The 26,577-nt window shown below is 72.0% G+C and carries 19 protein-coding genes; 8 read left to right on the forward strand and 11 right to left on the reverse strand.

The annotated features are described in order from the left end of the window. Nucleotides 1-275: 275 nt before the first annotated feature. The 4 genes from RM788_RS07615 (at nt 276) to RM788_RS07630 (ending at nt 5,287) form a co-directional block, all read left to right on the forward strand. Nucleotides 276-3,212 (forward strand): glycosyltransferase family 2 protein, encoded by a 2,937-nt coding sequence (locus RM788_RS07615; protein WP_315930820.1) that lies wholly within the window; start codon nt 276-278, stop codon nt 3,210-3,212. Nucleotides 3,213-3,239: 27 nt separating this feature from the next. Continuing rightward, nucleotides 3,240-4,085: a DUF4397 domain-containing protein gene (locus RM788_RS07620; protein WP_315930821.1), complete on the forward strand. Its 846-nt coding sequence runs from the start codon at nt 3,240-3,242 to the stop codon at nt 4,083-4,085. A gap of 14 nt (nt 4,086-4,099) precedes the next feature. Beyond that, nucleotides 4,100-4,732, forward strand: a complete 633-nt coding sequence (locus RM788_RS07625) for a class F sortase (RefSeq protein ID WP_315930822.1) — start codon at nt 4,100-4,102, stop codon at nt 4,730-4,732. Nucleotides 4,733-4,813: 81 nt separating this feature from the next. Beyond that, nucleotides 4,814-5,287, forward strand: coding sequence for a helix-turn-helix transcriptional regulator (locus RM788_RS07630; RefSeq protein WP_315930823.1), 474 nt, complete (start codon nt 4,814-4,816; stop codon nt 5,285-5,287). Nucleotides 5,288-5,745: 458 nt separating this feature from the next. On the opposite strand, the gene RM788_RS07635 is transcribed toward RM788_RS07630, so the two are convergent. Together RM788_RS07635 and RM788_RS07640 are read right to left on the reverse strand one after the other, a co-directional pair. Further along, a complete protein-coding gene (locus tag RM788_RS07635; protein ID WP_315930824.1) occupies nt 5,746-6,846 on the reverse strand; it encodes a ricin-type beta-trefoil lectin domain protein in 1,101 nt (366 codons plus the stop codon). A gap of 119 nt (nt 6,847-6,965) precedes the next feature. Beyond that, a complete protein-coding gene (locus RM788_RS07640) occupies nt 6,966-8,012 on the reverse strand; it encodes a LacI family DNA-binding transcriptional regulator (RefSeq protein ID WP_315930825.1) in 1,047 nt (348 codons plus the stop codon). A 90-nt stretch (nt 8,013-8,102) separates the two neighbouring features. Between RM788_RS07640 and RM788_RS07645 the strand changes: the two genes are divergently transcribed. Next, nucleotides 8,103-9,083, forward strand: a complete 981-nt coding sequence (locus RM788_RS07645; RefSeq protein WP_315930826.1) for an acetylxylan esterase — start codon at nt 8,103-8,105, stop codon at nt 9,081-9,083. On the opposite strand, the gene RM788_RS07650 is transcribed toward RM788_RS07645, so the two are convergent. From RM788_RS07650 to RM788_RS07665, 4 genes are all read right to left on the reverse strand, one after another. Then, on the reverse strand, nt 9,010-9,990 hold the full coding sequence (locus RM788_RS07650; RefSeq protein WP_315930827.1) for an ROK family protein: 981 nt from the start codon (nt 9,988-9,990) through the stop codon (nt 9,010-9,012). The two genes, RM788_RS07645 and RM788_RS07650, sit on opposite strands and share 74 nt — an antisense overlap. 98 nt (nt 9,991-10,088) lie before the next feature. After that, a complete protein-coding gene (locus RM788_RS07655) occupies nt 10,089-11,078 on the reverse strand; it encodes an aldo/keto reductase (protein WP_315930828.1) in 990 nt (329 codons plus the stop codon). Further along, nucleotides 11,075-11,914: a LacI family DNA-binding transcriptional regulator gene (locus RM788_RS07660; RefSeq protein WP_315930829.1), complete on the reverse strand. Its 840-nt coding sequence runs from the start codon at nt 11,912-11,914 to the stop codon at nt 11,075-11,077. The genes RM788_RS07655 and RM788_RS07660 overlap by 4 nt, the downstream gene beginning before the upstream one ends. 36 nt (nt 11,915-11,950) lie before the next feature. Next, nucleotides 11,951-14,401 (reverse strand): glycoside hydrolase family 2 protein, encoded by a 2,451-nt coding sequence (locus RM788_RS07665; RefSeq protein ID WP_315930830.1) that lies wholly within the window; start codon nt 14,399-14,401, stop codon nt 11,951-11,953. 106 nt (nt 14,402-14,507) lie between these two features. On the opposite strand from RM788_RS07665, the gene RM788_RS07670 reads away from it, so the two are divergent. Both RM788_RS07670 and RM788_RS07675 read left to right on the forward strand, forming a co-directional pair. Next, nucleotides 14,508-16,649: an alpha-galactosidase gene (locus RM788_RS07670; protein WP_315930831.1), complete on the forward strand. Its 2,142-nt coding sequence runs from the start codon at nt 14,508-14,510 to the stop codon at nt 16,647-16,649. Between the two features lie 75 nt (nt 16,650-16,724). Beyond that, the gene (locus tag RM788_RS07675) at nt 16,725-17,804 is read left to right on the forward strand and encodes a DUF2855 family protein (RefSeq protein ID WP_315930832.1); all 1,080 of its coding nucleotides are present in this window, start codon (nt 16,725-16,727) and stop codon (nt 17,802-17,804) included. A 3-nt stretch (nt 17,805-17,807) separates the two neighbouring features. Here the strand turns inward: RM788_RS07675 and RM788_RS07680 are convergent, their stop codons facing one another. The 4 genes from RM788_RS07680 to RM788_RS07695 form a co-directional block, all read right to left on the reverse strand. Beyond that, nucleotides 17,808-18,677, reverse strand: coding sequence for an ABC transporter ATP-binding protein (locus tag RM788_RS07680; RefSeq protein WP_315930833.1), 870 nt, complete (start codon nt 18,675-18,677; stop codon nt 17,808-17,810). Continuing rightward, on the reverse strand, nt 18,674-20,473 hold the full coding sequence (locus tag RM788_RS07685) for a dipeptide/oligopeptide/nickel ABC transporter permease/ATP-binding protein (RefSeq protein ID WP_315930834.1): 1,800 nt from the start codon (nt 20,471-20,473) through the stop codon (nt 18,674-18,676). Before RM788_RS07685 ends, RM788_RS07680 begins: the two co-directional genes overlap by 4 nt. Before the next feature lie 15 nt (nt 20,474-20,488). After that, nucleotides 20,489-21,478, reverse strand: a complete 990-nt coding sequence (locus tag RM788_RS07690) for an ABC transporter permease (RefSeq protein WP_315930835.1) — start codon at nt 21,476-21,478, stop codon at nt 20,489-20,491. Between the two features lie 190 nt (nt 21,479-21,668). After that, nucleotides 21,669-23,345 carry an ABC transporter substrate-binding protein gene (locus RM788_RS07695; protein ID WP_315930836.1) on the reverse strand — a complete coding sequence of 559 codons (1,677 nt, stop codon included), beginning with the start codon at nt 23,343-23,345 and terminating at the stop codon, nt 21,669-21,671. A gap of 206 nt (nt 23,346-23,551) precedes the next feature. Between RM788_RS07695 and RM788_RS07700 the strand changes: the two genes are divergently transcribed. Beyond that, nucleotides 23,552-24,832 carry an ROK family transcriptional regulator gene (locus tag RM788_RS07700; protein WP_315930837.1) on the forward strand — a complete coding sequence of 427 codons (1,281 nt, stop codon included), beginning with the start codon at nt 23,552-23,554 and terminating at the stop codon, nt 24,830-24,832. Nucleotides 24,833-24,906: 74 nt separating this feature from the next. Here RM788_RS07700 and RM788_RS07705 read toward each other — a convergent pair whose 3' ends face one another. Then, complete coding sequence (locus RM788_RS07705) at nt 24,907-26,553, reverse strand: glucuronyl esterase domain-containing protein (RefSeq protein WP_315930838.1); 1,647 nt, start codon at nt 26,551-26,553, stop codon at nt 24,907-24,909. Nucleotides 26,554-26,577: the final 24 nt, after the last annotated feature.

Here is a 26,577-nt window from a genome sequence, read left to right on the forward strand (position 1 = left end):
CACTCCCACCGCGAAGACCCGTGTTCACCAACGAGCACGGGTCTTCACCATGTCCGGGTATTTCACGCACGGGATATTCCACTTTCGAGTGACGATTACGCCATCCGTGAGAGCACCACGAGGCTGGCTCTACTCGCAGTAGACCCATCTGGTCACTCCCGTAAGCCTTTCTCGTGCATCTGCATGAGTACATCCGAACGCCCCTCCTGCACAGTTGCCCCGGTGGAACGCCTGCGCCCACCCGATGCCGACGACTGCCCGCCGGAGCACCGCCCGTGATCGTTGTGCTGCTGCTCGTGCTGCTGGTGCTCGGCGTCTCGCTCACCCTGTCCGGAGCGGTGGCGCTCGTGCGCCCGCCCAAGCGCGTGCCCGTGGTGTCCGACAGCCCGTTCCGGTCGGACGCGAGGGACGTCGCCGTTCTCATCGCCGCGCACGACCAGGAGCACCTCGTCGGCCCCGCGCTGGAGGCCGCCGCGCGGCTGGTACCGCCCGCCAACGTCCACCTCGTGTCCGACGACTCCACCGACCGCACGGCCGAGGTCGCCCGCGCGACCGGCGCGCAGGTGGCCGAGACGATGGGCAGGCTGGGCCGGTCCGGCGCGTTCGACGCGGGGATCCAGGCGTTCCGGCTGGTGGACCGGTTCGAGTTCGTGATCCTGCTCGACGCCGACACCGTGCTGAGCGCCGACTACCTCGACGCGGTGCTGCCGCTGTTCGACGACCAGGCCGTGGTGGCCGTCGACGGGCGGCTGGACCAGGACCTGCGTCCGGAGCCGCGCGGTTTTGTCGCACGGCTGCTGTCGGCCTACCGCGCCCGCGACCACGCCCTGGCGGAGGGACTCCGGCAGTGGCGGCGCGGCGGGACGCCGATGAACGTGGCCCGCGTGGTGCCCAGCGTCGGCCGGGTCTACCGGACCAGCGCGCTGTGGGAGATCGACATCCACTCCTCCGGCCTGGCCGTCGACGACTTCGACACGACGCTGCGGATCTACCGGGAGAAGTTCGGCACGGTGGCGTTCAGCCCGGCCGCCCGCGCCGCGCCCGCCGAGCCGACCCGGCTGCGCGACCACCGTCGACGGCTCTTCCTGTGGGCCAACGGGTTCTGGCACGGTGTGCGCGGCCACGACCTCCGGCGCGATCCGGGCCTTGCCGTCCAGACGGTCGAGTTGGCGCTCACGTCGTTCGCGCTGCTGCTCGCCCCGGTCGCGATCGTGGTGGCCGCCGTGCCCGGTCTGGTCCCGGTGTCGCCGTTCGCGTTCCCGGCGGCACTGCTGGTGCCCGACTACCTGCTCACGCTGATCGTGGTGCTCGCCCGGCGCAAGCCCTCCTACCTGCTGCCTGGCCTGCTGTTCCCGGTGCTGCGGGTGCTGGACGCGGCGACCGTCCTGCGCGGGGCGTTCGGCCACCCGTCGGCGACCGAGTGGCTCCGGTTCGACGCGGAGCCCTCCGACCACCCGGTCGACGGGGACCGGGCGGAACGGGTGGGCCGGTCGGCTTCGGCCGACCGACCCGCTCGCAAGGTGCGGCCCGCCTCCGTGTTGGCCTGGTTCATCCTGGTCGGCTCGGCCGCGGTGCTCGCCGTCCGGGTCGCGCTGACCACCGCCACGCTGCCCGCGACCCCCGTCGAACCCGGCCTGGTGGACGCGACGTTCGCCAAGGTGGTCGGGCTCGGCGCGCCCCCGGTCGACGGCTCGTTGCGGGTCTTCGGCCTCCAGCTCGACGCCTACGCGACGCTGACCGGCGCGTTCGGCAGGCAGGCGAGCACGCTGACGAGCGCCCGCGAGATGTCCGTGGTGGCGGTGGTCGTGATGCTGGTGGCGCTGGCCGTGGTCGCCGCGCTGCTGCGGATCCGGCCGCTGGTGATGACGGTGGCCGTGCTCATGCTCGTGGTCAGCGGTCCGGTGGTCGCGGTGCTGACACCGGTCGGTCCGGGGGTGAACGCGGCGGCGTGGACCGCGCTCGCCGCGGCCGCCGGGCTGGCCACGGTCCACCGCCACGACGGCCGGTGGGTGCCCGTCGGGATGGCCGCGGCGCTGATCGCGCTGGCCACCGCGCCGGTGCTGGTGCTGCCGGCGGGCATCGGGGCCGCCGTGTGGTTCGCGCTGGCCGCGCGCGGACCGTTCACCAGGGTGTGGACGGCGCTCGGCACGCTCGCGGTGACCGGCGGGATCGCGCTGGTGTGCCTGCGCGCCGGACTGCTGGCGCCGACGTCGTCGCAGGTCGTGCTGGGTGACGACCAGCGCGTGCTGCTGCTGGCCGTGGTCGCCGCCGCCGTGGTGGCGGGGCTGCTGATCGCCTGGCTGCGGCCGGTCGCGGTCGCCACCGGGGCGGGCGCCCTGCTGGTGGCCGTGGGAGCGCCCGGTGCCGACGCGGTGCTGCCCGTGCTCGTGCTGACCGCCGCTACCCTCGTGGCGCTGGTGGTCGACGAGTCCGTCGGGCGGTTCCCGCAGGCCACACCCGCGCGGGTCAGGTGGGTCGCGGGCGGGTTGGCCGCCGCGCTGGCGGTCGCCGGCTCGGCGGCGGGGATCGTGCTCGCGCCCCGCGGCGGGCGGGCCGTCGACCACGTCGGGCTCGCCGAGTGGATGGCGAAGAACCTCGACGGCGACACCGGCCTCGCCGCGCCGGCGGGCCTCTGGTCGGACCTCCAGCGCGACCGGGCCAGGGCGGGGCTCCCGGCGAACGCGGTGCGGCCCGCCGGATCCGGGCCCGCGGACCCGAACGACCTCGTCGCCGTCGTCGGACCGACCTCGGTGGCCGGGGTGGACCTGGTCCGCTTCGGTTCCGCGCAGGCGGAACCGGACAGCCTCGTCGTCGTGCTCCCCCGCCGCGACGTCGGCTACCTGTCGTCGAACGAACGGGCCGCCGCGGGTGGGCAGCTCGCGGAGAACGCGCGGCTGCACACGACCGAGGACGTGCGGACGGCGTTGCGCGCCGGGCAGGTCGACCTGCGGGCGATGGCCGTGGTGGCCGAACTGTGCCGGGCGCAGGACGTGACCGTGGTCTCCACCGGGAAACCCGCGCACGAGAAGGGTTCCACCCTGCCGGACCGCAACCTCGTCCTGTCCACCGCGGACGAGAAGTCCACGACCTCGTTGGTCGACTGGCTCAGGGCGCAGCAGCCGCCGTTCGCCCCCGACGAGGTCCAGGTGGTCCCCAACGGGGTGGCGATCGGGTGGCGGCTGCCACCGCTGCAAGACCGGACATCGAAGTGATCAGCTTTGCGAAGGGTTGGTAGAGCCATGGGATCGATCCGATCGACGCGCCGGACGTCGGTGGCGGTTGTCGGCGTGCTGTTCGCCCTGCTCGCGGTTCCCGTTCCGGCCCAGGCCGCCGGGGGCTGCTACCTGCGGCTCGCGCACCTGTCCCCGGACACGCCGTCGGTGGACGTCACGGTGACCGCGTTCTCCAGACCCGACTGGTCGGTGACGATCAAGGGCGTCGGCTACGGCGCCCTGTCGGACTACCAGCGCATCGAGACGGGCACGTACACCGTCGCGATGCGGCCCGCGGGCGCGGACCCGGCCAGCAAGCCGGTCATCTCGGCGACGATCGACGGCTCCGACGGCAAGGCCTACACCGTCGCGGGCCTCGGCAAGTTCGCCGACCTCTCGCTCAAGGTGCTCGACGACGACATCGGCCTGCCGCCCGCGGGCCAGGCTCGCATGCGCGTGGTCAACGCCGCCCCGCTCGCGGGCGACCTGTCGGTGAGCCGGATCGGCGACCCGACGAAGGTGGAGCACGCGGTCTTCGGCCAGCCCGGCGCCTACGAGCTGATCCCCGCCGGTGACACGGTGCTGAAGCTGGCTCCGCAGCAGGGCACGAACACCGAGCTGCCGATCAAGCTCGAGGCGGGCTCCGTCTACAGCGTGCTGGTGCTCGAACACGGCGGCGTGCTCTCCGCCGTGGCCCGGCAGGACGCCAAGGGCGCCGAGGTCGTGCCGACGGGCGCCATCGAGGCGGGTGGGGGCGCTACCGCCTCGGGCGCCTCGGGCGTGGCGCCGCTGCCGCTCGCCATGCTGGCCGTGGCCGCCGCCGCGGGTGGAGCGCTCGTGCTGGCGGTGCGCCGACGCCGCAGGACGGGATGACAGGTCGGCACCGCTTGCGACGACCACCGCGCCAGGACCTGCGCCGCACCGCCGGTGTGGCGGGCGCGGTGGTCGTCGCCGCGTCCACGATCGCGCTGTCCCGGATCGCCGTCGACGACGTCGTGGCCGGGAGCGCGGTGCCCGTGGCCGCGACCAGGCTCGAACCCAGCTGGGCCACCGGCCCCGCCGAGCAGGACCCGTCGACCGCCGCCGCCCCCGTGCGCCTGCGGATCCCCGCCATCGGCGTCGACAGCCCGATCGTGGACGTCGGCGTCGACGGGACCGGCGCCCTCGTGCCGCCCAGCGCCCCGGACGAGACCGGCTGGTTCACCGACGGCCCCGCCCCCGGCGCGATCGGCCCCGCCCTGCTGGCCGGGCACATCGACTCCCACGCGGGCCCCGCCGTGTTCTTCCGCCTCGCCGACCTCAAGCCCGGCGACGAGGTCATGGTCGACCGGGAAGACGGCAGCACCGCCTCGTTCGTCGTCGAGTCCAGCATCCGGGTCGCGAAGACCGCCTTCCCGACCGATCTGGTGTACGCGCCGCTGCCCACACCCGTGCTCCGCCTGGTGACCTGCGGCGGGAAGCTCGACACGGCCGCGCACAGCTACCTGGACAACGTCATCGTCGAAGCGCTCCCCAAGTGAAACGCGAAGGGGGGTCGCTTCGAATACCAGGGGGAGCGACGTGGCGTGGAATGCCGCGGCCGCGTGACGCTAGGGGTGCCGGTGGACCGTTCACGCGATCGAAGACGGACGGCGGACAGGCACGAGGCGGGTCGGCGGGAGGAGGACCAGCGCAACGCGGAGATCGTGCACGCGTTGGACGACGCGCTGGCGAGCGTGTCGGACCTGGTGGGGAGTCTGGGGGCGGATCCGGCGTTGCCCGCTCCGACGGCTGAACGCCTTCGGGCGTTGGACCAGGAGCTGGCGCGGATCGTCGGGGTCGGGCGCGGGGTGAGCGATGAGGCGGCGGAAGTCCGTCAGCTGGCCTCGCACCTGACTCGGCGGGAGTGGGAGTGCCTGGGGTTGTTGGTGCAGGGGTTCACGACTGGGGCGATGGCGGAGCGGATGTCGGTGTCGACGACGACTGTTCGGACGCATGTGCAGTCGTTGTTGGCGAAGTTGGGGGTGCATTCGCGGTTGGAGGCGGTGGCTTTGACGGCTCGGACGTCGTTGTTGTCGGGGGTGCCGTGGGGGTGAGGGGGTGGTGGGTTGGTAAGAGCTTGATGGGCTTGTCCCTCAAAACGGGGCATCGGTGCCCATGTGCTCCGGGTGCGGCCGATTTGACTTGGGGCCCCTCTTTTTGGCCCTGCGGGCCCAAAAGGGGCAGGGGTGAAAAGCCTGCCCGCTGAGCGAGTGTAGGGCCAAAAACCCCAAGTCAAATCGGCCGCACAAGAAGCGGGCGCGCTCGGTCCCGTGCTCAATCAGCCAGTTTGCTCGGTCCCGTGCTTGCGCGGCCCAGTTGCTCGGTCCCGTGCTTGCGCGGCCCAGTTGCTCGGTCCCGTGCTTGCGCGGCCAGCTTGCTCGGTCCCGTGCTTGCGCGGCCAGCTTGCTCGGTCCCGTGCTTGCTCGGTCCCGTGCTTGCTCGGCGCGTTTGCTTGGTCCTGTGCTTGCGCGGCGCGTTTGCTTGGTCCTGTGCTTGCGCGGCCCGTTTGCTCCTACCTGCGGGTCCACTTCTGGTTGGTTTGGCTGTTGCAGGTCCACAGGACTACGCGGGTGCCGTTCGCGGTGCCCTGGCCGTAGGCGTCCAGGCAGAGGTTGGACTGGGTGCCCTTGAGGGCGCCGTCGGTGCCGAGGGTCCACTGCTGGTTGGTTTGGCCGGTGCAGGTCGCCAGTTGCAGGTTGGCGCCCGCGGCCGTGCCGGTGGCGTCCAGGCACTTGCCGGTGGAGGTGCGCAGTTCACGTGCGGTGGTGGCCGTCCACTGCTGGGTGGTGGCGCCGTTGCAGTCGTAGAGCTGGGTGGCGCCCGCGGAGGTGACGTCCAGGCAGCGGCCGGACTGGGTGCCGACCAGGGTGGCGCCGGTGGGGGTGGGGGTGCTGGTGAGCATGGCGGCCAGGGGCGGGTACCAGCGGCTTTCGAGTTTCTGGATGCCCGCGGTGTCGTTGGGGTGGACGCCGTCGTAGGTGTCGGTCGCGGTGTTGAAGCCGGTCCACTGGTCGACGACGGTGATGGGTGACCTGGCCGTGGTGTTGGCGCCGGCCCAGCCGGGGATGGCGTTGTTGAGGGCGATGACCCGTTGGCCGCAGTCGGCGCAGCCGGAGGGGTTCATCGGGATGATCTTGGCGACCAGCACCTTCGTGTCCGGGTTGCTGGCGCGCATCTGGCCGAGGAGCTTGGTGAACGCGGCCAGGATGGTGGCCGGGGCGATGTTGTTCCACACGTCGTTGGTGCCCAGGTGCATCAGGACGATGTCGGGCTTGGTGGACGAGAGCCAGCCGGGCAGCTGGTTCTCGTCGGCGATCCGGGTCGCGAGGAAGCCGCCGTGGCCCTCGTTCTCGCCGTCGTAGGTGAATCCGCAGCCCTGCGCGGGCAGCGTGCCGACGAAGTCGGTGTTGGTGAGGCCGGAGTTCTGCAGGTGCTGCCACAGCAGCGCCCGCCAACAGCCCGGTGAGCCGGTGATCGAGTCGCCGAGGGCCATGATCCTGGTCGCCGCGGCGGCCGACGGACCGGCGGCGGGTTGGGCGGTCGACGACGACGCGGTCGCCGGGATCGCGCAGAGCAGGAGCACGGCCAGCAGGGAGGCCAAGAAGGACTTCATGAACAACCCTCCATCGCTTGAGCACGGGAAGGGCAGGGTGCGCTTCCCGTTGAGCGAATTCCGGCAGGTTGATTCGTTCTTCTTGAGTTAACCGGTTAATAGCACAACCGACAAGGGGGTCAGGGTCTCGGAGCCGGTCCGGTGCTCGACCTCGGTACCAGTTCCGGGTCCGAGGTCTTCACGTGGACGGCCTCGCCGCCGCCGATCACGTCGAGCAGCAGCCGCACGGCGGTGGCGCCGCGTTCGGCGATCGGGCGGCGCACGGCGGTCAGCGCGGGGCGCACGAGGCTGCACAGCGCGGAGTCGTCCCACGCCACCAGCGACAGCCGGTCGGGCACCGGGATGCCGAGTTCGTGGGCGACGGCCAGGGCGGACACGGCCATCACGTCGTTGTCGAACACCATCGCGGTCGGCGGCTCGGCGCTGGTCAACACCCGGCGGGTGACCCGCGCGGCGACCTCGTCGGAGTAGTCGGCGTGCACGACCCGCGCCTCGCCCAGGCCGAGCCGAGCCGCGGCGGCGGTGAACGCGTTCGACCGGATCTGGGTGTGCACGAACGTCGTCGGCCCGGCCACCCGCACGATGCGGCGGTGCCCCAGCGCCGCCAGGTACTCGACGACCTCGGCCACCGCCGACTCGTCGTCGGTCCACACGCACGGCAGGTCCGGCAGCACGGGTTCGGCCAGCACGACGGTCGGCAGCCCGAGTTCGCGGATGAGGTTGACGCGCCGGTCGTCGTCGCGCAGGTCGGCCAGCAGCACGCCGTCCACCCGACGTCCCGCCCACCAGCGGCGGTAGGCCTCCAGTTCGGCGGTGGCGTCGTCGGTGACCTGGAGCAGCAGCGCGGTCGGCCCGTCGGCGAGCGCGTCCTGGATCCCGGCGATGAGCTGCACGAAGAACGGTTCGACCCCGAGTTCGCGGGCGGGCCGGTCGATCACCAGGCCGATGGCGTTGGCCCGGCCGTCCGACAGCGAGCGGGCGGCGCTGCTGGGCACCCAGCCGAGCCGGTCGGCGATCTCCACGACCCGCTTGCGCGTCGCGTCGGACACGCCGGGCCGTCCGTTGAGCGCGTACGACACCGCGCCGGTGGACACCCCGGCCGCTTTCGCGATGTCCGAGATGGTCGGCCGCTTCTCCCGCACCCGCTCCCCCTCGTTGTTGATCACGGGGAGTGTAGTCGTGGACGACCGGTCCACACGCAGGCGCGCGCGGTAGGGTCCGAAGCGATCAACCGGTTGAGCACCAGGGGGTACACCTTGCCGTGGTTCGATCTGCCCGCCGAGAAGCTGCGCGAGTACCGGACGACGACCGAAGAACCCGCCGATCTCGACAAGTGGTGGGGCGCGCGGCTCGACGCGGCGCGCGCGGCGGCGAAGCCGACGACGCTCACGCCGCACGAGCCCGAGGCGTACGGGCCGCTACCCGTGATGGACGTGGAGTTCTCCGGCGCGGACGGCGACCCGATCCGCGCCTGGTACCTCCGACCGCCGGGAAGCGGTGACACCCCGCTGCCGACGGTGGTGACGTTCATCGGCTACGGCGGTGGCCGCGGACTGCCCGCCGAGCACACGCTGCTGCCCAGCGCGGGGTTCGCGCAGTTCGTGATGGACACCCGCGGCCAGGGCGGGAAGTGGTCGGTCGGCGCCACCGGCGACCCCGGCGCCGCGCTGGCGGGCCCGTCGTTCCCCGGTGTGATGACCAAGGGCATCCAGTCGCCGGAGACCTACTACTACACGCGGCTGATGGTCGACGCGGCCCGCGCGGTGGAGGTGGCGGCGGAACTGGACGGGGTGGACCGCGACCGGATCGCGGTCAACGGCGTCAGCCAGGGCGGCGGGCTCTCGCTCGCGGCGGCCGCGCTGAGCGGCGACCTGGTCAAGGTGTGCCACGCCGACGTGCCGTTCCTGTGCGACTTCCAGCGCGCGGTCACGCTCACCGGCAAGGCCCCCTACAGCGAGATCGCCGAGTTCCTCGCCCAGAACATCGACCTCGTGGACTCCGCGCTGGACACGCTGCGGTACGTCGACGGCGCGCTGCTGGCCCGCCGGATCACGGCGAACAGCCTGCTCAGCACGGGGCTGATGGACGACGTGTGCCCGCCGTCGACGGTGTACGCGGCCTACAACGAGATCAAGGCGACCAAGGACATCGCGGTGTTCCCGTTCACCACGCACTCGGTGCCGCGGGCTCACGTGGAGCGACAACTCCGCCACCTGCGGGCGACCCTGGCGCCCTGACGAGCGCGGCCGCGCCGACCAGGCCCGCGTCCACGCCGAGCAGGGCGGGCAGCACGTCGACCCGCCGCATGAAGTCCAGGCCCGGCCATCCGTCGAGCGAGTCGGCGATGGCCGGGCCGAGCAGGTCCCACGCCTGCGCGACGCCGCCCCCGACGACGACCCGGTCGACCTCGCACAGCGCCGCGGCCACGGTGATGACCCGTGCGACCGCCTCGCCGGACCGGTGGAACGCGGCCAGCGCGACCCGGTCGCCCTCGTGGGCGGAAGCGGCCAACGACAGGCCGTCGGCGGTCCCGACCGGCAGCCACCCCTGGGACAGCGCCCAGCGGACCATCGACGGCCCGCTGGCGATGGCCTCCGAGCAGCCGCGCGCGCCGCACGGGCACAGCGGTCCGTCGGGGTCGAGCACGAAGTGGCCGACGTGCCCGGCGTTGCCCGCCGCGCCGAGGTGGGCGCGGCCGTCGAACACGAACCCGCCGCCGATGCCGGTGGACACGACCATGCCCAGCAGCGCGTCACTCCCCCGGCCCGCGCCGTGGTGGTACTCGGCCAGCGCCATGCACACCGCGTCCCCGGCCAGCCGCACCGGCAGGCCGGGCACCAGCGCGGCGACCCGCTCCACCAGCGGGAAACCGCGCCAGCCGGGGATGTTGACCGGGCTGACCGTGCCGGTGCGCACGTCCATCGGTGCGGCGCTGGCGATGCCGACACCGGTCAGCGCGGTCCCGGCGACCGCGACGAGGTCGCGCACCTGGTCGGCGAGCGCCCGCCAGACCGTGTCGGCGTCCCCCTGCGGAGTGGCGGCGGAGCGGCGGTGGGTCACCGTCCCGTCGGCCTCGACCAGTGCGGTCGCGAGTTTCGTGCCACCCACGTCGACGGCGAGCGCGAGATCGGGGTTCCGCGGCATGCAGCTCACCTCACCATGGGGAGGGACAGTGGAGTTAACCGGTTAAGTTCATTCCGGTCGACAACACCGTCCCGAACGCCGACGGGTGTCCCCCGTCGTCAGAGCACGTTCTCGATCTCGGCCAGCTCGTCGTCGTCGAACTCGAGGTTCCGGGTCGCCGCCACGGTGTCCTCCAACTGCGCGACGCTGCTGGCGCCGACCAGGGCGGAGGTCACCCGACCGCCGCGGAGCACCCAGGCGATGGCCATCTGGGCCAGCGTCTGATCACGCCGCTTCGCGATGTCGTCGAGCGCCGACACCTTCGCCAGCGCGTCCTCGGTGAGGCGGTCCGAGTTGAGGAACGGGCTGGCCGACGCCGCGCGGGAGTCCTCGGGGACGCCCTTGAGGTACCGGTCGGTGAGCAGGCCCTGCGCCAGCGGCGAGAACACGATCGAGCCGACGCCGAGCGAGTCCAGGGTGTCCAGCAGCCCGTCCTCGACCCACCGGTTCACCATCGAGTACGACGGCTGGTGGATCAGCAGCGGGGTGCCGAGGTCGGCCAACGCCCGCGCGGCGGCGACGGTCTGCTCCGGCGAGTAGTTGGAGATGCCCGCGTAGAGCGCCTTGCCCTGGCGCACCGCGGTGTCCAGCGCGCCCATCGTCTCCTCGACCGGGGTGTCCGGGTCCGGGCGGTGGGAGTAGAAGACGTCCACGTGCTCCAGGCCCATCCGACCCAACGACCTGTCCAAAGAGGACAGCACGGACTTGCGCGATCCCCACTCGCCGTACGGGCCCGGCCACATGTGGTAGCCGGCCTTGGTCGAGATCACCAGCTCGTCGCGGTACGGGCGCAGGTCGCGGCGGAAGTGCCTGCCGAAGTTCTCCTCGGCCGAGCCGGGCGGCGGGCCGTAGTTGTTCGCCAGGTCGAAGTGCGTCACGCCGAGGTCGAACGCCCGGCGCAGCACGGCCCGCTGGATGTCGGTGGTCCGGTCGTCGTCGCCGAAGTTGTGCCACAGCCCCAAGGACACCGCCGGCAGCTTCAGCCCGCTGCGGCCGACCCGGCGGTAGGGCATGTCGTCGTAGCGCGTGTCCGCGGCGACGTGGGTCACGGTTCTCCTCGGTGGTTCGGCGCGGGAGCACTGCTCCCCCGGTGGACGAGCGTCGCGGTCGGCGACCAGCGCTCGACGACGGTGTGGCCGTCGATCAGCTCCAGCACCGAGTCGGCGACCGATGTTCCGAACTGGTGCACGTCCACGCTCATCGTGGTCAGCGCGGGCGAGGCGAGCCTGCACAGCGTGGAGTCGTCCCAGGCGACCAGGCTGAGCCGCTCCGGCACGGCGACGCCGAGTTCCTTGGCCGCGTTCAGCCCGGCGACGGCCATCACGTCGTTGTCGTAGAGGATCGCGGTCGGCGGGTGCTCGCCGCCCAGCAGCGCGGTGGTGAGCTTGGCGCCGGACTCCTCGGAGTAGTCGCCCTCCAGCACCACCGGCTCGATCCCGACGGCCCGGCACCCGGCCAGGAGCGCGTCCGTGCGGGCACGGGTGTGCAGCAGGGCGTGGGGGCCGCTGATCCGCGCGATCCGCCGGTGGCCCAGGTCGAGCAGGTGCGCGAGCGCCTCCTCCACCGGTCCGGCGTTGTCGGTGCGCACGGCGGGCACCGGCAGGTCCGCCGACGGCTCGCCGATGACGACCGCGGGCAGCCCGACCTCGCGCAGCACGGCCAGCCTCGGGTCCTCGGAGGTCCGGTTGACCAGCAGCACCGCGTCGACCAGTCGGCTCGCCGCCCACCGGCGGTAGGCCGCGATCTCGGCGTCGTGCGTGGCCACCACGTGCAGCAGCACCGACAGCCCGCGTTCGCTGAGCCGTTCCTCGATGCCCGCGATGAACTCCATGAAGAACGGTTCGGCGCCGAGCAGCCGGGGCGGGCGGGCCAGCACCAGACCCACCGCTCCCACGCTGTCCTGTTCGGACGGGGGCGCCACTCAGGACCCGACCGCGGACGGGGCGAGCGCGTTGGCGCAGCGCAGGACCAGCGGTCCGGCGAGCGCGGACGGGTCGTCGAGCACCGCTTCCGTGCGGACCAGGAACGAGCGCGACTCGCCCGCGAGCATCGGCACCAGCATCTCCTCGACGACGGCGTCCGGGGCGACCCGGTCGGCCAGCACCGCGACGTCGCGCGCGAACGAGGCGGCGCGCACGTCGACCCGGTAGCCGCCCGGCACGGCCTCGACGCCCGCGCTCAGCGGGGCGGGGTCGTAGGACAGGTCGCGGTCCTCGGCGAAGAGGTGCACCGCGCGCACGTCGCCCGTGGTCGCCACCAGCACCTCCGCCTCCGGATCGGTCGCGGTGACCAGCGGGTCGGCCAGGTCGAGCAGGGCCGTGGACCGGCCGCGCACCGCGAATTCGATCCTAGACGCCGCCAGTACGGCGCCCGTGAAGCTCTGCCGCTCCAGCACGAGTTCACCCGACCAGTCGTCGTCCTCGTCGTTCACCACGACCAGGACCGGACGCCCGTCGCGCGGTTGGACGGTCAGCAGCCGCCCCGCGTAGGCGTGCTTCAGGGCGTACCAGAGCGGCTTGGGGCGCTCGTCGCCGTCGATGGCGGCCCACGAGGTGGCGGGCCAGCAGTCGTTGAGCTGCCACACCACCGAGCCCGCGGTGCGCGGCCACCACGACCGGAAGTGCTCGATCCCGAACGACACCGCGCGCGCCTGGTTGAGCTGGGTCGCCCAGTGCCAGTCGGCGAAGTCCTCGGGCACCGGCAGGTGCGCGGCCAGGCCTCGGTCGAGCTTGCCGTTGCCGTCCTCGGCCTTCTGGTGCCCGAGGAAGCCCGGCGACGTCGGCGTGAGCGGCTCGTCGTGCACCCAGTCGGTCAGCGTCGTCCACGTGGGAGGGCCCTGGAAGCCGAACTCCGAGCAGAAGCGCGGCACGTGGTCGAGGTAGTGGGCGTAGTCGATCCGGTTCCACACCTCCCACTCGTGCCGGGTGCCGTGGTCGGGGTCGTTGGGGTGGACGTCGCCGGGGCTGTACGGACTGCCGGGCGAGTAGTGCCGGGTCGGGTCCAGCTCGGCGACGATCGACGGCAGCAGTTCGGTGTAGTACCCCAGGCCCCACGTGCGGCCCTCGAGCTGCTCGGGCCAGCCCCAGTCGGCGAAGCCCCACAGGTTCTCGTTGTTGCCGTTCCACAGCGCCAGCGACGGGTGCGCGACCAGGCGGGCGACGTTCTCCCGTGCCTCGGCCTCGACCTCGCTCCGCAGCGGCTCCTCCTCGGCGTAGGAGCCGCAGGCGAACGGGAAGTCCTGCCACACCAGCACACCGCGCTCGTCGCACACGTCGTAGAAGTCGTCGGTCTCGTAGATGCCGCCGCCCCAGATCCGCAGCAGGTTCATGTTCGCGCCGACGGCCTGGTCGACCCGGCGGGCCAGCCGGTCGCGGGTGATCCGGGTGAGGAAGTGGTCGTCCGGGATCCAGTTGGCGCCCTTGGCGAAGACGGGCTTCCCGTTGACCACGAACGTGAACGGGGTGCCGATCTCGTCGGGCGCGGTGTCCACGGTGATCGTGCGGAACCCGATCCGGTGCTCGGAGGTGTCCACGACCTCGCCGTCGGCCAGCAGCGCCACGGACAGGTCGTAGCGCGGCTGTGCGCCGTAGCCGACCGGCCACCACAGGTCGGCGTCCGGCACGAGCGCGGTGGCCACGCCGGTGTCGCCGTCGATCGGGACACGGGTCTCCCGGCCGTCCACAGCGGCCACCAGTTCGAGCACGGCGGTCCCGGCGCGCTCGACGTCGACGTGGACCTCGACCCGGCCGGTGCCGTCGGCGTCCACGGTCACCAGCGGGCGGGTGGACGCGAGCCGCGCGGCCCGCCAGCGCTCCAGGCGCACGGGCTTCCAGATGCCCGCGGTCTGCAGGTCCGGACCCCAGTCCCAGCCGAACGAGCAGGCCATCTTGCGGATCATGTTGAACGGGTGGGGGTAGGCGTGCTCGCGCCTGCCCAGCTCCGCCTCGACCTCCTCGGCGTAGGCCAGCGCCGAGCGGAAGGAGACCACCAGCTCGTTCGCCCCGCCGCGCAGGAGGCCCCGCACGTCGAAGCGGTAGCCGCGGTGCATGTTCTTCGTGGTGCCGAGGACCTGCCCGTTCAGCTCCACGGTGGCCACCGTGTCGAGGCCGTCGAAGACCAGGTCGACCCGCTCGTCGGCGCCGGGGGCGTCCGCGTCGAACGAGACCGCGTAGCGCCAGTCCGCCCGGTGCGTCCAGACCAGGTCCGCCTCGACGCGGTCGAGGTAGGGATCGGCGATCAACCCGGCGGCCAGCAGGTCCAGGTGGGTGCTGCCGGGCACCTCCGCCCGCACGCTCCGGCCCGCCACGGTGGCGGGGACGTCCCCCGACACAGCCGTCAGCTGCCAGCCGTCGTGCAAGGTCTGGTGGATCATCGTATCCCCGCTCCACGAAGTGACTCGCCAACAGCACGATTCTTACGTCGGCAACTAAAGTAAGTCAATGACCAGGCCCCCTCGACCCCCAGGGATGTAGCCCACCATGCCCCTCACCCCGATGCCCGACCACGCGCACCTGCGCGCGGCGGGCGTGAGCCTCGTGCTCGACCTCTCCGGCGGGACCCTGCCCAGGGTGCTGCACTGGGGAACCGACCTCGGCGCGGACACCGACGTGGCGGCGCTGCGCTCGGCCCTGTCTCCGCAGCCGATCGGCAACTCGATCGACGGCCAGGTGCCGGTGGCCGTGCTGCCCGAGCAGTCCGCCGGCTGGCTCGGCACGCCAGGCCTGGTCGGCAACCGCGCGGGCGCGGACTTCTCCACGGCGTTCCGCCTGGTGGAGGTGGAGCGGGACGGCGGCGTGGTCACCGCGCGCGCCGAGGACACCGGCGCCGGGCTCGCCCTGGAGCTGACCGTCGAGCTGACCGCCTCCGGGCTGGTCCGGCAGCGGGCGGTGCTGACCAACGCCGGGGACTCGCCGTTCGCGGTGGACGCGGTGAACCTGACCCTGCCGGTACCGCCGGTGGCCGTGGAGCTGCTCGACTTCACCGGCCGCCACCTGCGTGAACGCAGCCCGCAGCGGACCGCGTTCACGCACGGTCTGCGGGTGCGCGAGAACCGCACCGGGCGCACCGGGTACGACTCCGCGTATCTGATGGCGGCGGGCACGCCGTCGTTCGGCAACCGGTCCGGCGAGGTCTGGGCGGTGCACACGGCGTGGTCGGGCAACCACCGGACCTTCGCCGAGCGGACCTTCCACTCCGTGTCGCTGCTGGGGTCGGGCGAGCTGCTGCTGTCCGGCGAGGTCGTGCTGGCGGCGGGCGGGAGCTACGGGACGCCGTGGATGTACGGCTCCTACGGGATCGGCCTCGACCAGGTGTCCGAGCGCTTCCACGTCGACCTGCGGGCGCGGCCGGGGCACCCGTCGACGCCGCGGCCGGTCGTGGTGAACACCTGGGAGGCGGTCTACTTCGACCACGACCTCGGCAGGCTGAAGGAGCTGGCCGACGCCGCCGCGGCGGTCGGCGCCGAGCGGTTCGTGCTCGACGACGGCTGGTTCGGGTCGCGCCGCGACGACCGCCGGGGCCTTGGCGACTGGTACGTGTCCGACGAGGTGTGGCCGGACGGCCTGACGCCGCTGACCGACCACGTCACCGGGCTGGGTCTCCAGTTCGGGCTGTGGGTCGAACCGGAGATGATCAACGAGGACTCCGACCTGGCCAGGGCGCACCCGGACTGGATCATGGCGACCGGCGACCGGCTGCCGGGGGCCTCCCGCGCGCAGCAGGTGCTGGACCTGGCGCGGCCCGAGGCGTTCGCCTACATCTTCGAGCGGCTCGACGACCTGCTGTCGACCTACCCGATCTCCTACCTCAAGTGGGACCACAACCGGGACCTGGTCGAGGCGGGCCACCGGCCGACCGGCCGCGCGGGCGTGCACGGCCAGACGCTGGCGCTCTACCGGCTGCTCGACGAGCTGCGCGCGAAGCACCCCGGTGTGGAGATCGAGTCGTGCTCGTCCGGCGGCGGCCGGGTCGACCTCGGCGTCCTCCAGCGCACCGACCGGGTCTGGGTGTCGGACTGCATCGACGCCCTGGAGCGCCAGGGCATCCAGCGCTGGACCAACGCGCTCATCCCGTTGGAGCTGATGGGCACGCACGTCGGGTCGGGCGTCTCGCACACCACGCACCGCCGCCACCCGATCGACTTCCGCGCGGGCACGGCGCTGTTCGGCCACTTCGGCATCGAGTGGGACCTGACCGCCGCCTCCGACGAGGACCGCGCGCGGCTGACCGAGTGGGTGGCGCTGTACAAGGAGCTGCGCGGCCTGCTGCACACCGGTAGGGCCGTGAACGCCGACCACCCCGACCCCGCCTACCAGGTGCACGGCGTGGTCGCCCAGGACGGTTCCGACGCGCTGTTCGCCGTCGTCTGCGTCACCACCTCCGCCTTCTACCCCACCGGTCCCGTGCGCCTGCCCGGCCTCGACCCGGACGCGGTCTACCACGTCCGCCCGCAGGCGCCCGGCGACGTCCCGGACGGCAACGCGGCCCGCTGGGGCGTGCAACTGGGGTGGTGGACCCCCGAGGGCGTCACGACGTCCGGCCGGGCGCTGGCCGCGGCGGGCGTGCAGGCGCCGGTGCTGTTCCCGGAGCGGCTGGTGCTGATCCGGGCCACCCGCGTGTGACCGGGAGGGCGGGTGTCGACGGCGGCACCCGCCCGCGCTTGACTTGCTTGTCGACCAGCAAGTAAGACTGAAGGCATGACACCCGACATCGCGCGTGTGTTCGAAGTCCGCCGCGACGACCCGACGCACGACGTGCGGATCGTCGACGAAGCCGTGCGGCCACCGGCCGACGGCGAGGTGCTGCTCGCCGTGGAGCGGTTCGGGCTGGCCTCCAACAACCTCACCTACGCCCTGCTCGGGGACCAACTCGGGCACTGGGCGCCGTTCCCCGCCTCGTCCGCCGGCTGGGGCCGGGTGCCGGCGTGGGGGCACGCGGTCGTGGTCGACGGCGATCCGGGGCTGGCGGCTCCCAGCACGCGCTGGTCGGGCTACCTGCCGATGGCCACGCGCTTCTCCGTCCGGGCCGAACGCCACGGCGACCGGCTGCGGGCCGTGGCACCCGAGCGCGCGGGGATGCTGCCGCTCTACCGCGACCTGTCCCCCGTCGCGGGGGCGGACCACGACCGTTCGGCGGTCGAGGTGGCGATGCTGCCGGGTGTGGCCGCGGCCCTGCTCGACGACCTGGTGGCGGGCATCGGGATCGGCCGGGTCGTCGTGTCCAGCGCGACCAGCAAGACGGCTCTCACCACGTGCCTGCTGCTGTCCCGGCGCGGCATCGACGTCGTCGGCGTCACCTCGGCACCCCACGTCGAGGCGGCGGGCAAGGCGGGCGTGTACCGCGAAGTGGTCGCCTACGACGACGTCGACACCATCGCGGCGTCGTCCGACGTCCTCTACCTCGACGTGGCGGGGCGGCCGTCGGTGACGGCGGCGGTCCACTCCCGCCTCGGCCCGTCGCTCAAGCGCAGCATCGCCGTGGGCGGGAGCCACCGCGCCGCGCGGCCCGCGTCGGAGCGGCCCCCGGCCACGCCGGTGGGCCCGCCGATCGAGCGCTTCAACACCGGCGACCGGCGTGTCCACCTCGTCGCCGAGTTCGGCGAACAGGTGGTCGCCGACCTCGAGGACAGGGCCCGGAAGTCCGTCGTGGCCTGGGCTTCGACGCACTTCCGCGTGCCGGTCTCGACGGGCCTCGGGAGCACGGCGGCGGTGTGGGACCGGATCGTGCGCGGCGACGTCCCGCCGCTCACCGCACCGGTGGTCGACCTCGTGGAGTAGCCCTCAGGCGGCTTCCTCCCATCGGCCGGTGTAGTGGTCGTAGGCCGCGGAGACACCCGCCGCCTCGACCACGGCCCGGCCGACCTCGAACACCCGGTCGCGGGCGTCGGGGTCGGGCGACGCGGCGGCCAGCAGCTTCGTGTACGGGTGCCGGGGATCGAGGATCACCTTGTCGGAGGGCCCCCGTTCCACCACCCGGCCCCGGTAGAGGACCAGGATCTCGTCGGAGAAGTGCCGGGCGGTCGCGAGGTCGTGGGTGATGTAGAGGACCGCCAGGTTCTCCTCCTTCTGCAAGCGCGCCAACAGCTTCAGGATGCCGAGCCGGATCGACACGTCCAGCATCGACACCGGTTCGTCCGCCACGACGATCTCCGCGCCCGGCGCCAGCGCGCGGGCGATGGCGACCCGCTGGCGCTGGCCGCCGGACAGCTCGTGCGGGCGCCGGGAGGCGAAGGCGGCGGGCAGGGTGACCCGTTCCAGCAGTTCCGACACCAGCCGCGCGGTCTCCTCCGCCCCGTGCGCCCGGCCGTGCAGCCGCAGCGGCCGGGCGAGGTGGTGCTCGACGGTGTGGAACGGGTTGAGCGAGGCGAACGGGTCCTGGAACACCATCTGCACCCGGTGCCGGTAGTCGCGGTCGGGCACCTTCGTCCCGTCCGGCCCGGCCACGGTGATGGTGCCCCCGCTGGGCTTCTCCAGGCGGGCGATCATCTTCGCGATCGTCGACTTGCCCGACCCGGACTCGCCGACGAGCGCGACCGTGCGGCCGGGTTCGAGGGTGAACGACACCCGGTCCACCGCCCGCAGCGACGTGCGGCGCAGGCCGTTGCGGACGCTGAAGTCCTTGACCAGGTCGCGGGCCTCCAAGGTGGTCACCGGACACCTCCGTCGTGCAGCGCGGGCTCGGTGTCCCGGATGAACCCGCCCCGGTCGCCGGTGAGGCTGGGGAAGGAGTCGAGCAGCTGGCGGGTGTAGGCGTGCCGGGGGTTGAGGTGCAGCTCCTCGGCGGTGCCCAGCTCGACCACCTCGCCCTCGCGCATCACCGCGATCCGGTCGCTGATCTCCAGCAGCAGCGGCAGGTCGTGGGTGATGAACACGACGGCGAAGCCGAGCTCGTCGCGGAACTTGAGGATCTCCAGCAGGATTCCCCGCTGCACCACCACGTCGAGGGCGGTGGTCGGCTCGTCCATGATCATGACCTGCGGGTCGAGCAGCAGCGCCATCGCGATCATCACGCGCTGCCGCATCCCGCCGGACAGCTCGTGCGGGAACGAGCCCAGCCGCGCCGGGTCGACCCCGACCAGCTCGAACACCTCGACGCAGCGCGCGCGCCGGTCGGCGCGCGACATCCCCGGCCGGTGCGTGGTGAGCACGTCGTCGAGCTGCGCCGCGACCGACGTGACCGGGCTCAGCGCGTTCATCGCGCCCTGGAACACCATGGAGAGCTTCGACCAGCGGAACTCCCGCAGCTCCTCGGGCGCCAGCCCCAGCACGTCGGTGTCGGTGCCGTCGCGGTCGTGGAACGTGACCGCGCCGGACGTCACCTCCGCGGGCGGTCGGTGCAGCCGGTTGACCGCGTAGGCCAGGGTCGTCTTGCCGCACCCGGACTCGCCCGCCAGCCCGAGGATCTCGCCGCGCCGCAACGTGAGCGACACGTCCTTCACCGCGTGCACCGGGTTGTCGCCCTGGTAGACCACGGACAGGCCGGAGACCGTCAGCACCGCGTCCTCCTCGCCGCGTTCGGCGGGCGTGACCACGAGGGCCTCGGCCACCTTGCCCGGCTTGCGGGGCACGTCGCGCAGCTTCGGGTTGATGATCTCGTCGATGCTGAAGTTCACCAGCGAGAGCCCGCAGCCGAACAGCGCGATCACCAGGCCCGGCGGCACGAACCACCACCACGCCTCGCGTTGCAGCGCGAACCCGTTCTGGGCGTAGTAGAGCATCGTGCCCAGGGTGGAGGAGTTGGACGCGCCGAGCCCGAGGAACGACAGGCCCGCCTCGCTGAGGATCGCGAGGATCACCGCGAACACGAACTGGGAGGCCAGCAGCGGAAGCAGGTTCGGCAGGATCTCGACGGTGATCACCCGCCAGGTCTTCTCCCCCGCCACCTTCGCCGCGGCCACGTAGTCGCGGTTGCGCAGCGACAGCGTCTGGGCCCTGAGCACCCGCGCCGACGCCGCCCAGCCGGTGATGGCCAGCACCACCGCGATCGTCCACGACCCGCGTTGCGCGGCGGGCACGAACCCGGCGATGACGATCACCAGCGGCAGGCCGGGGATCACCAGCATCACATTGGAGAACAGCGAGAACAGCTCGTCGACGACACCGCCCGCGTAGCTGCCGACGATGCCGAAGACGGCCGACAGGACGGTCGCCATCAGGCCGACCAGCAGGCCGATCCGCAGCGATCCCCTGGTGGCGAAGGCGATCTGGGCGACGACGTCCTGGCCGGTCTGGGTGGTGCCCAGCCAGTGCTCGCCGCCCGGCGGGGTGAGGCCGATGTCGCGCACGGTGTTCGGGTCGCCGACCACCAGCGGGCCGACGACGCCGAACAGCACGATCACACCGATCAGGCCGAGGCCGACACCGAGCTTCGGCGACCAGCGCGGCAGCATCGTCCGCCAGCCGTCCTTCGGTCGGGACGGCGCGGTGACCGGACTGGGGTTGGTCACTTTCGGTGCTCCTTCTCAGCCGGTCACGCGGGTTCGGGGGTCGATCAGGGCGTAGAGCAGGTCCACCACGAGGTTGGCGCCGAGCACCGCGACCGTGATCACCAGGAAGATCCCCTGCATCAGCGCGTAGTCGTTGTTCTGCACCGCTTGCAGCAGCTTCGAGCCGATGCCGGGGTAGGAGAAGACCTGCTCGGTGATGATCGAGCCGGAGACCACGAACCCGAGCGAGATCGCGAACCCCGCCACCGAGGGCAGGATGGCGTTGCGGGTGGCGTACCGGATCATGATGCGGCTGTCCCGCAACCCCTTGGCCTGCGCGGTGAGCACGTAGTCCTCGGAGCTGGCCGACACCATCATGTTGCGCATCCCCAGCAGCCAGCCGCCGATCGACGAGACCACGATCGTCAGCGCGGGCAGCGTCCCGTGGTAGATCGCCGAGGACAGGAACTCCGCGTTCCAGCCCGGCGACAGCACCACGTCGTACCCGCCGAGCAGCGGGAACCAGCCCAGCGCGGAGGCGAACACCGCCACCAGGATCAGCGCCAGCCAGAAGTACGGCACCGCCGACAGGACCGTGGTGGCGGGCACCAGCGCGTCCAGCCACGTGCCGCGCTTCCAGCCGACCAGCGCGCCGAGCCCGATGCCCACCAGGAACGACAGCAGCGTCGCGATCCCCACCAGCACCACCGTCCACGGCAGCGAGGAGGCGATGACCTCGGACACCGGCGCCGGGAACGCGCTCACCGAGACGCCGAGGTCGCCGCGGAACACGTTGCCCAGGTAGGCGAAGTACTGGCTGACGATCGACTCGTCCCCGCCGCCGCCGAGCAGCAGCTCGAACGACCGCCGCGCCGCAGGGTCGACCGACCCGCCGCGCAGCTGGAGCTTGGCGAGCAGGATGTCCACCGGGTTGCCCGGCATCAGCCTGGGGATGGCGAAGTTCAGCGTCAGCGCGGCCCACAGGGCGACCGCGTAGAACGCGAGCTTGCGCAGGTAGTACCTCATCGCACCTCCCCCGCGCCGGGCACCGGGTTTCCGGTGCCCGGCGCGAGCCGGGAGGCGGGCGCAAGCCGGGAGGCGGGCGCGAGCGAAGCGGACCGGGTCCGTTCACGCCTTGTGGGTGTCGGAGTGGGGGGTTCGGGGTGTCTGGAGGTTCGACACGGGGTGTCTGGGGGTTCGACTCGCGGGGTCATGGTTAGTTGCCCGCGGGCTTGAGGTGCATGTAGATCTCGGAGTTCTCGGGGCGGGACCAGACGGCCGGGAACGCGTAGAGGTCGTCGGCGGTGGGCCAGCCGGTGAACTTCTTGGCGTTGTACTCGCTGGTCGTGCCGCCGGTGAGCACCGGGATGTAGGGCATGATCTCCTCGACGCGGCTCTGGATCGCGTCGAAGTGCGGCTGCCGGGCGGCGGTGTCCTTGGGGTCGATGCGCTTGAGAGCGGCCAGCGCGTCGTCCACGGCCTGGTCCTTGATGCGGCCGAAGTTCGGGTTCGCGACCTCACCGGCGGGAGCGGTGTTCGCACCGGCGAAGAAGTAGCTGTAGGTGTAGTACGGGTCGGGCGCCGGGCCCTGCTGGACGGAGTCGATCAGCAGTTCGTACTGGCCGCGGCCGCGAGCGTCGGACCACTCGTTCCAGGACAGCTGCTGCGGGGTGAGCTTGATGCCGACCTGCTGGAGCTGCTGGCCGATGGTGTCGACGGCGGTGATGTAGTCGGTCCAGCCCGCGACGACCTTGACCGTCAATTCGAGCGCCTTGCCGTCCTTGGTGTATACGCCGTCGCCGCCCTTGGTGTACCCGGCGCCCTCCAGCAGGCTCGTGGCCTTGGCGACGTCGGGGTTCATCGGGGCGGTCTTCTCCTTGAGCTTGCCCGACAGCAGCCCCTTGTCCCGCTCGACCATCGCGAAACCGGGCGAGACCTCGCTGGAGGTGTTCTCGAACGCCAGCGCGTTCACCTGGGTGCGGTTGATGCCGTAGTAGACGGCCTTGCGCACCGCGGGGTCGGTCTGGGCGCCCGTGCAGCCCAGCTGGGCGTTGGAGCAGGTGAACAGCGCGGTCTGGTTCATCGGCGTGATGGTCGCCTTGTAGCCGGGGTAGTTCTTCTCGACGTCCTTGATGTCGGGCACGGGCCCGGTCTGCCAGTCGATCTGGCCCGCCTTGAGCGCGTCGGCACCGGCCTGGTTGCCCGACAGCGAGAGGTAGCGGACCTTCTTCACCGCGGGCTCGCCGCCGTAGTAGCCGGGGTTCGACTTGAGCGTGAACGCCTGCGCCTTGAACTCGTCGAGCAGGAACGGGCCGGTGCCCACGGGGTTCTTCACCGGGTCGGTCGCGGGCGTCGCGATGTCCTTCCACAGGTGCTCGGGGACGATGTAGACCTTGCCGAGGACCTGCGGGCCGTCCATGAAGGCGGGCTCGTCGAACTTGATCGACACGTGGGTGTCGTCGGCCGCCGTCGCCTTGCCCTTGAACCCGGTGGAGTTCATGGTCTTGTTCTTGGTGATCATGTCCAGGGTGAACACGACGTCCTTGGCCGTGAACGCCTGGCCGTCGGACCACTTCGCGTCGCCGCGGACCTCCACCGACAGCTCGGTGCCGTCGGCGTTCCAGGAGAAGGACTTGCCGAGCCGCGGCTTCGGGGCCGCGTCGGCCTTCAGGTTGTTGAAGAAGAACAGCGGTTCGAAGATCGTGCCGGGGCCGTCGATGAGCGTCGGCGAGAACGGGTTGAAGTTGATCTGGTAGTCGCCCGACTGGCCGGTGTAGACGACGAGGGTCTCCGCGTCCGCCGACTTGGCGCCCGTGGACGACCCGCACCCGGCCGCGATCAGGGCCATGGCGGCCAAGCCCGCGACGCGTCGACGCTGTGCCTTCAGGAACATCGTTGATTCCTCTCCTGGCTGGGTCGCAACGACGTGCCGAGACGGAGGGGCGTCGTTGCGTTTGGAGATTGTTAAGTCACTGAAGAAACGAAGTCAATACCTCTCGGACACCGCGATGACATCGTTGACCCAGGCGTCCAGCGCCCAGCGGTTGCTACCCTTCGGCCGGTGAACGAAGTAAGTGCAGGCCACAACGCGGAGGACAAGTGAGCGGTCAGGCCCGGACGACGCTGCACGCGAGCAGCAAGGCCGCGGTGCTCGACGTGATCCGCGCGGCGGGCACGATCAGCCGGGTCGGCCTCATCAACGCCACCGGGTTCACCGGCGCCACGATCTCCACCGTCGTCCGCAAGCTCATCGACGAGGGCCTGGTGCTGGAGACCGGCCGCGCCGAGTCCACCGGCGGCAAGCGGCGGGTGCTGCTCCAGCTCAACCACGCCTCGCGGTACGCGATCGGCGTGCACCTCGACCACGCGGGCATCACCTACGTGCTCACCAACCTCGGCGGCGCCGTCGTCGCCCGGATCACCAGACCGGGCGCGGGCACCGAGGAGCCCGCGCTGGTCGTCACCCGGATGGCCGCCGAGGTCGGCGCGCTCGTCGAACGGGTCGGCGTGGAGCCGGACCGGGTGCTGGGCGTCGGCCTGGTCACCCCCGGCCCGCTGCGCGCGGCCTCCGGCATGGCGCTGACCCCGCCGTCGATGCGCAAGTGGGAGGACTACCCGCTCGACCGGGCGCTCGCGAAGGCGACCGGGCTGCCCGTGCTGCTGGACAACGACGCCACCGCCGCCGCGCTCGGCGAGCACTGGTCCGGCGGCGTCGGCGGCACGTCCACGTCCGCCGCGCTGTACATGGGCACCGGGATAGGGGCGGGCCTGGTCATCGGCGGCATCACCTACCGGGGCACCAGCGGCAACGCGGGCGAGATCGGGCACACCTGCGTCGACGCGCTGGGCCCGGAGTGCTGGTGCGGCGCCCGCGGCTGCGTGGAATCCCTCGCGGGCCCGGCGGCCGTCGTCGCGGCGGCCCGCGCCGACCAGTCGCTGGCGAGGATGGTGGGCCTCACCGGCGCCAAGCGCGCCCGCCCGTCGGTGGCCGCGGACTTCGCCGCCGTCAGCCGCGCGGCCCGGCGCGGCGAACCGCAGGCGCTCGCGATCCTGGAGCGCTCCGCGCGCTACATCGCCGTGGCGGCCAAGAACCTGGCCAACATCATGGACCTCGACGTCCTCGTCCTCACGGGTCCGAGCTTCGCCGTCGCGGGGTCGGTCTACCTGCCGATCGTGCGCGACGAGCTCGACCGCGGCTTCTTCGCCCGCGCCGCGCACCGGGTCGACGTCCGCCTGTCCCGCTCGGCCGCGACCGCGCCCGCGATCGGCGGCGCCGCCATGGTCCTGCAATCCGAGCTCGTCCCCCTGCACGAGGGCATGCGGCTCCCGGAGAACCTGGCCGCCGCCGAACCCGCCTTCCTCACCCCGCCCAGCGCCTGAGCTTCCGGGCGCGCGCACGGGGTGCGGTGTGGAAGTCCGCCGCCTCCCCACCGCACCCCGCGCCCCTCGCCGGACTACCCGGCCGAGCAGGTGGGTGTCATTCCCGCACCGGTTCCCGTCGCCTGGTAACCGAACTCCGTCGACTGCCCCGCGGCGATGGCCCCGTTGAACCCGACGTTGGTGAACCGCACCGCGCCGGTGTTGCCGCTGCGGTTGACGTTCCAGGCGTTGGTCACGGTCGCCCCCAAGGGCAGGGTCATGCCGACGGTCCAGCCGGTCACCGCCGACGCTCCCGCGGTGACCTTCACCGTGGCGACGAACCCGTCCGCCCACTGGTTGAGCGACACCGACGCCGAGCAGCCACCGCCGGCGGGCGGAGGCGTGGTCGTCGTCGTGGTCGTGGTGGTCGTAGTGGTCGTAGTGCTCGTGGTCGTGGTCGGGTCACCGGGGCCGTCGGTCAGGGTGGGGGTGGTCCAGTCCCGCCACTGCGCCAGGTTGCCCGCGGCCTTGCTGGAGATCCTGATCTGCCCCGCCGCGTTGCCGGTCTTGAGCAGGAACTTCTGGATGTTCTGCTGCAACGGCGTCTTCCACTCCGCCCGGTTGGCGCAGTGGTTGCCGTCGGTGATGTCGGACCAATAGGTGATGTTGTCCCCGGCGCCCAACGCCTTGTAGACCTCGGCACCACCCAACGCGGCGACGCTGGCGGATTTCGGGCCCAGGTTGGCGATGTGGGGGTTGTCCATGATGAACAACCCGCGCGGTGCCACCATGGCGACGATCTCGTGGGTGTCCACCGGCAACCCGTTGGGGTTGCTGGTGTACGACCCGAACGCGTCACCGAGCCAGGGTTGTTCGCCGTAGGCGCTGCTCAGGCTTTGGGCGCCTTCGCCGGGGATGCCGCGGAAGATCGGGGCGCCGGCGCTGCCGGACTCGATCGGCATCGTCAACGCGATCCGCTGGTCGAACGCGCCGATCACGAACGCGCCCTTGCCGAACCGCGAGCACCCGGTCACACCGACGGCGTCGGCTTTGAGGATGGTGCCGCCGGAGGTCTCGATGACGTCGATCATCCGGCTCACCCCCCACGACCACGCGGCCAACAGGCCGGTGGTGCTGGTGGCGCCGTAGACGCTGTAGAACGCGCCCTGCTTGTTGTTGCGGGCCGTGCCTTCCTTGCCCACCGCGTACGGGTCGTAGTTGATCACCGCCGCGCCGGCCGCCTTGATGGTGGCCGTGTCCGCGCCGAACCCGCCCAACACCACCACGACCGGGAACGGACCGGACCCGCTGGGCAGTTCGACCTTGGCCGAGAAGCTGGAGGACTTGCCGTTGTGCGACACGTTGACCGTGAGGTTGCTGCTGGACACCGTGCCCGTGACGGTGGTCGGCTTGCCGGGCTTCTCGCCGTAGACGGTCTTCTCCGCGAGCTTGCGGATCTCGGTGCGTCGACACCGCCAGTCCGACTTCGCGGTGATCCGGGTGCCGTTGATCCTGGTGAACGGGTCGGGCAGCTTCGCGTTGGACGGGGTGGAGCCGGGCAGGGTCACCGGGCAGTCGGCGCCCTCGTCCTCGACGGGGGCGGCCGCCGAGAGCTCGGCGGCGGAAGCGGGGGCGGTGCCGGTGTTCGCCACCACGGTCACAGCGCCCGCGAGCGCGAGTGCCGCCACCGCCAGCATGACGACCGTGGACCGCGCTGTGGGGCGGCCTGAGCTGGTGCTCACCAGGGATCTCCTTCAGGGTGGGTG

This window comes from Umezawaea sp. Da 62-37, assembly GCF_032460545.1.
Taxonomy (GTDB): domain Bacteria; phylum Actinomycetota; class Actinomycetes; order Mycobacteriales; family Pseudonocardiaceae; genus Umezawaea.

Excerpts from the sequence above, each read along its gene's own strand:
- RM788_RS07620 (WP_315930821.1), top strand. The coding sequence starts at position 3,240 with ATGGGATCGATCCGATCGACGCGCCGGACGTCGGTGGCGGTTGTCGGC.
- RM788_RS07635 (WP_315930824.1), bottom strand. The coding sequence starts at position 6,846 with ATGAAGTCCTTCTTGGCCTCCCTGCTGGCCGTGCTCCTGCTCTGCGCG.
- RM788_RS07650 (WP_315930827.1), bottom strand. The coding sequence starts at position 9,990 with ATGCCGCGGAACCCCGATCTCGCGCTCGCCGTCGACGTGGGTGGCACG.
- RM788_RS07665 (WP_315930830.1), bottom strand. The coding sequence starts at position 14,401 with ATGATCCACCAGACCTTGCACGACGGCTGGCAGCTGACGGCTGTGTCG.
- RM788_RS07670 (WP_315930831.1), top strand. The coding sequence starts at position 14,508 with ATGCCCCTCACCCCGATGCCCGACCACGCGCACCTGCGCGCGGCGGGC.
- RM788_RS07675 (WP_315930832.1), top strand. The coding sequence starts at position 16,725 with ATGACACCCGACATCGCGCGTGTGTTCGAAGTCCGCCGCGACGACCCG.
- RM788_RS07690 (WP_315930835.1), bottom strand. The coding sequence starts at position 21,478 with ATGAGGTACTACCTGCGCAAGCTCGCGTTCTACGCGGTCGCCCTGTGG.
- RM788_RS07695 (WP_315930836.1), bottom strand. The coding sequence starts at position 23,345 with ATGTTCCTGAAGGCACAGCGTCGACGCGTCGCGGGCTTGGCCGCCATG.